Origin of the sequence: Leclercia sp. UBA5958 (genome assembly GCF_002430365.1) — a bacterium.
In the GTDB taxonomy this organism is placed as follows: Bacteria; Pseudomonadota; Gammaproteobacteria; order Enterobacterales; family Enterobacteriaceae; genus Enterobacter; species Enterobacter pneumoniae.
On record NZ_DJCE01000002.1, the window covers coordinates 102,746 to 110,674 of the forward strand.

7 protein-coding genes and 1 riboswitch are annotated in these 7,929 nt (G+C 52.8%); of the genes, 5 read left to right on the forward strand and 2 right to left on the reverse strand.

What is annotated here, in order from left to right; all coding sequences use genetic code 11:
* Positions 1–100 precede the first annotated feature (100 nt).
* Positions 101–1,018: a DNA-binding transcriptional regulator OxyR gene (gene oxyR / locus B2Q93_RS03870; RefSeq protein WP_040078048.1), complete on the forward strand. Its 918-nt coding sequence runs from the start codon at positions 101–103 to the stop codon at positions 1,016–1,018.
* On the opposite strand, the gene sthA is transcribed toward oxyR, so the two are convergent.
* Positions 1,001–2,401: a Si-specific NAD(P)(+) transhydrogenase gene (gene sthA, locus B2Q93_RS03875; protein ID WP_040078049.1), complete on the reverse strand. Its 1,401-nt coding sequence runs from the start codon at positions 2,399–2,401 to the stop codon at positions 1,001–1,003. The genes oxyR and sthA overlap by 18 nt on opposite strands.
* Before the next feature lie 196 nt (positions 2,402–2,597).
* Here sthA and fabR point away from each other — a divergent pair, with 196 nt between their 5' ends.
* Positions 2,598–3,242 carry an HTH-type transcriptional repressor FabR gene (gene fabR, locus B2Q93_RS03880; RefSeq protein ID WP_040078051.1) on the forward strand — a complete coding sequence of 215 codons (645 nt, stop codon included), beginning with the start codon at positions 2,598–2,600 and terminating at the stop codon, positions 3,240–3,242.
* A complete protein-coding gene (locus B2Q93_RS03885) occupies positions 3,242–3,601 on the forward strand; it encodes a YijD family membrane protein (protein WP_046886226.1) in 360 nt (119 codons plus the stop codon). The genes fabR and B2Q93_RS03885 overlap by 1 nt, the downstream gene beginning before the upstream one ends.
* Before the next feature lie 5 nt (positions 3,602–3,606).
* Here B2Q93_RS03885 and trmA read toward each other — a convergent pair whose 3' ends face one another.
* Positions 3,607–4,707: a tRNA (uridine(54)-C5)-methyltransferase TrmA gene (gene trmA / locus B2Q93_RS03890; RefSeq protein ID WP_286931835.1), complete on the reverse strand. Its 1,101-nt coding sequence runs from the start codon at positions 4,705–4,707 to the stop codon at positions 3,607–3,609.
* Positions 4,708–4,811: 104 nt separating this feature from the next.
* Positions 4,812–4,986: riboswitch (cobalamin riboswitch) on the forward strand.
* Between the two features lie 67 nt (positions 4,987–5,053).
* Here trmA and btuB point away from each other — a divergent pair.
* Together btuB and murI are read left to right on the forward strand one after the other, a co-directional pair.
* Positions 5,054–6,907, forward strand: coding sequence for a TonB-dependent vitamin B12 receptor BtuB (gene btuB / locus B2Q93_RS03895; protein WP_040078054.1), 1,854 nt, complete (start codon positions 5,054–5,056; stop codon positions 6,905–6,907).
* Positions 6,852–7,703: a glutamate racemase gene (gene murI, locus B2Q93_RS03900; RefSeq protein ID WP_040078055.1), complete on the forward strand. Its 852-nt coding sequence runs from the start codon at positions 6,852–6,854 to the stop codon at positions 7,701–7,703. Before btuB ends, murI begins: the two co-directional genes overlap by 56 nt.
* Positions 7,704–7,929: the final 226 nt, after the last annotated feature.

Genomic DNA, 7,929 nt, shown 5'->3' on the forward strand with positions numbered 1-7,929 from the left:
GTCTATGTGGTGTATTATTCAACAGAATGCTTGATAGGGATAATCGTTCGTTGCTATGCTATCTATCGCCATGAACTATCGTGGCGACGGAGGATGAATAATGAATATTCGTGATCTTGAATACCTGGTGGCGTTAGCTGAGCATCGTCATTTTCGCCGGGCGGCTGACTCCTGCCACGTTAGCCAGCCTACGCTGAGCGGCCAGATCCGCAAACTGGAAGATGAGCTTGGCGTGATGCTGTTGGAGCGCACCAGTCGTAAAGTGCTGTTCACTCAGGCAGGTCTTCTGCTGGTGGATCAGGCGCGTACCGTGCTGCGCGAGGTCAAAGTGCTCAAGGAAATGGCAAGCCAGCAGGGGGAAACCATGTCCGGCCCGCTGCATATTGGCCTGATCCCTACCGTTGGCCCGTACCTGTTGCCGCAGATTATTCCGCTGCTGCATCAGACCTTCCCGAAACTCGAAATGTATCTCCACGAAGCGCAAACCCATCAGCTGCTGGCGCAGCTGGATAGTGGCAAGCTCGACTGTGCCATCCTGGCGCTGGTGAAAGAGAGCGAAGCCTTTATCGAGGTGCCGCTGTTTGATGAGCCAATGATGCTGGCGATCTATGAAGATCACCCGTGGGCGAACCGCGATCGCGTGCCGATGGCCGATCTGGCCGGGGAAAAGCTACTGATGCTGGAAGACGGTCACTGCCTGCGCGATCAGGCAATGGGCTTCTGTTTCGAGGCGGGGGCGGATGAAGATACTCACTTCCGCGCAACCAGCCTGGAGACGCTGCGCAACATGGTGGCGGCGGGAAGCGGTATTACACTGCTGCCGGCGCTGGCCGTACCGCGTGAGCGCAAACGTGACGGCGTGGTCTATCTGCCGTGCATTAAGCCTGAACCGCGCCGCACTATTGGTCTGGTATATCGTCCGGGGTCACCGCTGCGCAGCCGCTATGAGCAGCTGGCAGAGGCCATCCGAGGGGCGATGGATGGCCATTTCGATAATGCGTTAAAACAGGCGGTTTAAACCGTTGAGTGCAGCGACCCGATAGGCTTCTGCCATGGTCGGGTAGTTAAAGGTGGTGTTAACAAAGTATTCAATAGTGTTACCACCCCCTTTCTGCTCCATGATGGCCTGGCCGATATGAATGATTTCCGCGGCGCGTTCACCAAAGCAGTGAATGCCGAGGATCTCTTTCGTCTCGCGATGGAACAAAATCTTCAGCGTACCCACACTCATCCCCACGATCTGCGCCCGCGCCAGATGTTTAAACTGGGCACGACCGACCTCGTAAGGCACCTTCATAGAGGTCAGCTGCTGTTCGGTTTTACCCACAGAGCTGATTTCTGGAATGGTATAAATGCCGGTCGGAATATCCTCAATCAGATGCGCCGTCGCTTCACCTTTTACCAGTGCCTGAGCGGCAATGCGCCCCTGATCGTAGGCCGCAGATGCCAGGCTCGGATAGCCGATGACATCACCAACCGCGTAGATATGCGGTAGCGCGGTCTGGTACATGCTGTTGACCTTCAACTGGCCACGGCTGTCGGTCTCGAGGCCGATGTTTTCCAGCGCCAGAGAGTCGGTATTACCGGTACGGCCGTTAGCATAGAGCAGGCAATCCGCTTTCAGCTTTTTGCCGGACTTCAGGTGCATGATCACCCCGTCGTCGCAGCCTTCGATTTTCTCGTACTCTTCGTTGTGGCGAATCACTACTCCACTGTTCCAGAAATGATAGGAGAGGGAGTCGGACATCTCTTGATCGAGGAACGCCAGCAGACGGTCACGGGTGTTGATGAGATCAACTTTCACATCCATGCCACGGAAGATTGACGCGTATTCACAGCCAATCACCCCTGCGCCATAGATGATAACGTGGCGAGGTTCATGATGCAGGCTGAGAATGGAGTCGCTGTCGTAGACGCGTGGGTGCGAGAAATCGACATCTGCCGGACGGTACGGGCGGGAGCCACAGGCGATAATAAATTTCTCTGCTGTGAGGGTCTCGACAGAGCCGTCGTGGCACTCCAGCGCCAGTGTGTGTTCATCCACAAAATGGGCATTCCCCTGCAAGATCTCGCAATGGTTACGCTCATAAAAACCCTGACGCATCCGTGTTTGCTGGTTAATCACGTTATCGGCATGATTCAGGATATCGGCAAAAGAGGAGCGAAGAAGTCGGGAATGGTCGCTGTAAAGAGGGTTTTGGTTGAATTCAATGATGCGGCTAACGGCGTGGCGGAGGGCTTTCGAAGGGATGGTGCCCCAGTGGGTGCAACCGCCGCCAACATTATGGTAGCGCTCTATCACCGCTACTCTGGCTCCCTGTTTAACCAGTCCCATAGCAGCGCCTTCGCCGCCGGGGCCGGAACCAATAACTATTGCGTCGTAATCGTAGGAATGTGGCATGGCAAGGCTTACCTGTTCTTATACATAAAAGCAACAGAATCATAACATCATTGCCAGAGTAACCCAATTATCGTTGTGCTTTTTTCGCGCAGTGGAGCACAAACCGCGCGTAAACAATCATTAACAAAGCCAGGCAAATCGATTAATTTTAAACTCTGGTATAGTGCCAGCAGGGCTTTGGAAGGATTCAATTATCGTGATGGGCGTAAGAGCACAACAAAAAGAGAAAACCCGGCGTTCGCTGGTGGAAGCGGCATTCAGTCAACTGAGTGCTGAGCGGAGTTTTGCCAGTTTGAGCCTGCGCGAAGTGGCGCGCGAGGCCGGAATTGCGCCAACGTCCTTCTATCGTCATTTCCGAGATGTGGATGAGCTGGGACTGACCATGGTGGATGAGAGCGGCCTGATGCTGCGTCAGCTGATGCGCCAGGCGCGCCAGCGTATTGCCAAGGGCGGTAGTGTCATTCGCACCTCGGTCTCTACCTTTATGGAATTTATTGGCAACAATCCCAACGCATTTCGTCTGCTGTTGCGTGAACGTTCCGGTACTTCGGCCGCGTTCCGTGCCGCCGTCGCGCGTGAAATTCAGCATTTCATCGCGGAACTTGCCGACTATCTTGAACTCGAAAATCATATGCCGCGTGCCTTCACGGAAGCGCAGGCCGAGGCGATGGTCACGATTGTTTTCAGTGCAGGTGCTGAAGCACTGGATGTGGGTATTGAACAACGTAAGCAACTCGAAGAGCGACTGGTATTACAGCTGCGGATGATCTCCAAAGGCGCGTATTACTGGTATCGCCGTGAACAAGAAAAGATGGCACATCAAATCGACGAAGGTGAGTAATGAAACATTCTGGTCAGGATAAAGGTACGCTGTTGCTGGCATTGATCGCTGGCTTGTCTATCAATGGTTCTTTTGCCGCTATTTTTAGCTCCATTGTGCCATTCTCGATCTTCCCTATGATTGCGCTGGTACTCACGGTGTACTGCCTGCATCAGCGTTATCAAAATCGCACCATGCCGGTCGGGCTTCCGGCGCTATCAGCGGCGTTTTTTGTCCTGGGCGTCTTGCTCTATAGCACCGTGGTGCGCGCAGAGTATCCGGACATCGGCTCTAACTTCCTGCCGGCCGTACTCTCTGTCGCGCTGGTGTTCTGGATTGGCATCAAAATGCGTAGCCGCAAGCATCACTTGCCGGAGTAAGCGTTTTATTTAGCCGTCAGTAACACACCACACTCCATATGGTGGGTGTAGGGGAATTGATCAAACAGAGCCAGACGTTCAACCTTGTGCGTCTGGCTTAACGTTTCCAGATTCTTACAGAGGGTTTCCGGGTTGCAGGAGATATAGAGGATACGCGGATACGCCTGCACCATCTTCTCCGTTTCACTGTCCAGCCCACTACGTGGGGGATCGACAAAAATCGTCTCGCACTGGTAGCTCTTAAGATCAATGCCCTGCAAGCGGTTGAATTCACGCACGCCATTCATCGCCTGCGTAAATTCTTCTGCGGCCATGCGGATAATCTGCACGTTATCAATATGGTTCGCTGCAATGTTGTACTGCGCCGCCGCCACGGACGGCTTAGCAATCTCGGTTGCCAGCACCCGTTCAAAGTTGCGTGCCAGCGCCAGCGAGAAGTTACCGTTACCACAGTAAAGCTCAAGCAGATCGCCCGTTGACCCTTGCGTCGCATTCAATGCCCATTCCAGCATCTGTACGTTCATAGCCGCATTCGGCTGAGTAAAGCTGTTCTCAACCTGGCGGTAGATCATCTCTTTACCTGCAACCGGCAGACGTTCGTCGACGTAATCCTGGTCGAGCATAATTTTGGTTTTGGTAGCACGGCCAATAATGTGGACGTTAATGTTTTGCGCCCGCAGCGCGTCGCGCAGAGCTTCTGCCTGCTCACGCCACTCATCGTTTAGCGCTTTGTGATACAGCAGTGAAACAATGGCCTGATTACTTAGCGTGGTCAGATAGTCAATCTGGAACAGTTTATGACGTAGCACCGGGTTATTACGTACCCCTTCAATCATCAGCGTCATTAATTGATTAATTAATTCACTCGCTGCGGGGAACGTGTCCACGCGAATTCGGGATTTGGTCTGCTGGTCGAAAATGATGTGATACAGATCGTCACCATCGTGCCAGATACGAAATTCGGCGCGCATACGATAGTGGCTGACCGGCGAACGAAACACCTCGGGAACGGGCGCTGCAAAAGGGGTCATCATACTTTGCAGGCGGACGACCTTCTCGGCCAGTTGCGCGTCGTACTGATCTGTCGGGAGGTGTTCGGGGGTCATGATGCGTCCTGAGTGAGAATGAATTACGCGGGGATTGTAGGGATTGTGCAGGGGATGTCCAGATTTAATGGCTAATAGCTATCTGGACATCTATACGTGTCTAATTGTAGCATTCTGTTTCCGGTCTCAATGAGTGAAAAGGGAATCCAGTGGAAATCTGGAGCTGACGCGCAGCGGTAAGGATTGGCGGGATGAATGTTGTAGACACTGTGAAAATGGGAAGTCTTCATCCATATAACGCCACCCAGCCCGAAGACCTGCCGGGATCACGTCGCATTTGGTTTCATCATCGCGTGCTATAGATGAGGCCTGCGGCATCCTTCTTATATTGTGGATGCTTTATACAATGATTAAAAAAATATCGCTGTGTACGGCGCTGTCCGTCACGGCATTTTCGGGCTGGGCGCAAGATAACGCCAGCACGATGGTGGTGACGGCAAACCGTTTCGAGCAACCTGTTAACTCTGTCTTAGCCTCAACGGATATCGTAACCCGTGAGGATATCGACCGCTGGCAGTCTAAAGATCTTATTGATGTGATGCGTCGTTTACCCGGCGTGCAAATTGCACAGAACGGCGGGATGGGGCAATCAAGCTACGTCTATATTCGCGGGGCGGAAGCTCGCCATACGCTGGTTTTAATTGACGGTATTCCGCTGGCAAAATCCGGTATCACGGGGATTTCTGATTTTAGCCAACTCCCTCTCTCTCTTGTTCAGCGCATTGAATTGATTCGCGGGCCACGTTCGGCAGTCTATGGTGCCGATGCGATTGGTGGCGTCGTCAATATTATCACCCAGAATTCACAGCCTGGCGGCAAAGTTCAGGCGAGTATGGGGTCTCATCATTATCAGCAGTACGATGCTACTGTGCGCCAACAGCTGGGCGAAGCGACGCTGGCGACGATCGCGGGCTCCTTCACCGAGACCCAGGGATTTAATGTCCAGCCCACCTCTACCTACTCCGGTGACCGCGATGACGATGGTTTCCGTAACAAAACCTTCTGGGCGGGCCTGAATCATAATTTTACTCAGGAGATTTCCGGGTTCGTTCGTGGTTATGGCTATAGCAATAACACAGCCTATGACGCGGGCTATGCGGGGGGGAGTGATAAACGCCAGGTTTATAACCACACCTATGAAACCGGTCTGGCATGGAGCCATGATAATTACTCGACCCAACTGACGGGGAGTTATCAGAAATACAAAGATTACAACTACTCCAGCGTGTCAGGGATGTATAACGCCGGCACATCGCTCGACAATATGACGCAGAAAAACGTCCAGTGGGGTAACAGCCTGGCGGTAGGCTACGGCACGGTAAGCGCGGGCATTGACTGGCAACAGCAGAAGTTGACGTCAGAGGATCTGAGTAATTCCGATGATTATAAGCGTGACAATACCGGCTATTACCTGACTGCTCAGCAGAAGCTGGACACGGTGACGCTGGAAGGCTCCGTTCGTGGGGACGATAACGAACAGTTTGGCTGGAATGGCACCTGGCAGACGGCCGCAGGCTGGGAATTTGTACCTGACTACCAGCTTACTGTCTCTTACGGAACGGGGTTCCAGGCACCGACGCTGGGGCAGATGTATGGCCAGAGCCGTCTATTCATCACCTCGAATCCAGATCTGAAAGCGGAAAAATCGGGTCAGTTCGAAGTGGGCGTTCAGGGGTTAACCGGGCCTGTTAACTGGCGCCTGGCCGCTTACCAGAACAAGATTAAGGATCTGATCGATTACTACTCCCCTGATTTTGGCTTCACGGGGACCTATTTCAATACCCAGTCCGCTACGATTAAAGGCGTAGAGCTGAGCGGTGACTTTGAAACAGGCCCGGTGACGCACCGTCTGAGCGCTGAATATCTGGATCCGCGTCGAGACTCTGATAACGAGGTTCTGGCACACCGCTCTCGCCAGCAATATAAGTATCAGCTGGACTGGGCCATGTTCGGGTTTGATATGGATCTGTCCTATCAATATTTCGGTAAAAGCTATAACAACAACTCGAATCAGTTCTCGAGCGTGCAGCGCCGCATGCCATCTTATAGCCTTTTAGATCTGTCAGCTTCATATCCTGTCACCTCTCATCTGACAGTTCGTGGTAAAATAGCCAACCTGTTCGATAAAGATTACGAGACAGTTTATGGCTATCAAACTGCAGGACGGGAGTACACCTTGTCTGGCAGCTACACCTTCTGATCCACGCCCTACCGTGCTGGTGTTTGACTCCGGCGTCGGTGGGCTGTCGGTCTATGATGAGGTTCGGCATCTCCTGCCGGACCTTCATTACATCTACGCTTTCGATAACGTGGCATTCCCGTACGGAGAGAAGAGCGAAGACTTTATTGTCGAGCGCGTAGTGGAAATCGTCACGGCCGTACAACAACGCTACCCCCTGGCATTGGCAATTATTGCCTGTAATACGGCGAGTACTGTCTCTCTTCCTGCCCTGCGCGAGAAGTTTCCCTTCCCTGTGGTCGGCGTGGTCCCTGCGATTAAACCAGCGGCTCGTTTGACGGCCAATGGTGTGGTTGGCTTGCTTGCAACGCGCGGGACGGTAAAGCGTCCTTATACGCGTGAGCTGATTGAGCGCTTTGCCAATGAGTGCCAGATAGCCATGCTGGGTTCTGCCGAGCTGGTCGAAATCGCAGAAGCGAAGCTGCACGGTCAACCGGTGCCGCTGGAAGAGTTACAGCGCATATTGCGCCCGTGGCTGCGTATGGCTGAACCACCAGATACCGTGGTATTGGGTTGTACTCATTTCCCGCTATTAAAAGATGAACTGCTTGCCGCGTTACCGGAAGGGACTCGCCTGGTGGACTCCGGAGCGGCCATTGCACGAAGAACAGCATGGTTACTTGAAAATGAAGCGCCAAATGCAAAATCTTCTGATGCGAATATCGCTTACTGCATGGCATTGACTGCAGAAACTGAGCAACTTTTACCCGTTTTACAACGTTATGGCTTCGAAACGCTCGAAAAACTGGCGCTATAGCACCATTTTGCGCAAAAAAGAGACGGTTGAACGTTTTTTTTAAAAGAGGGGTTGTCAACGTCTGAGAACTCCCTATAATGCGCCTCCACTGACACGGAACAACGGCTTACAGGCCGCCGGGTTAGCGGGGTTCAGAGATGAACGCCAACAGAGAAAAGCGAAAAATAATTGCTTGACTCTGAATGAGGAAGACGTATTATACGGGACCTCGCAACGGTGAGCTGAA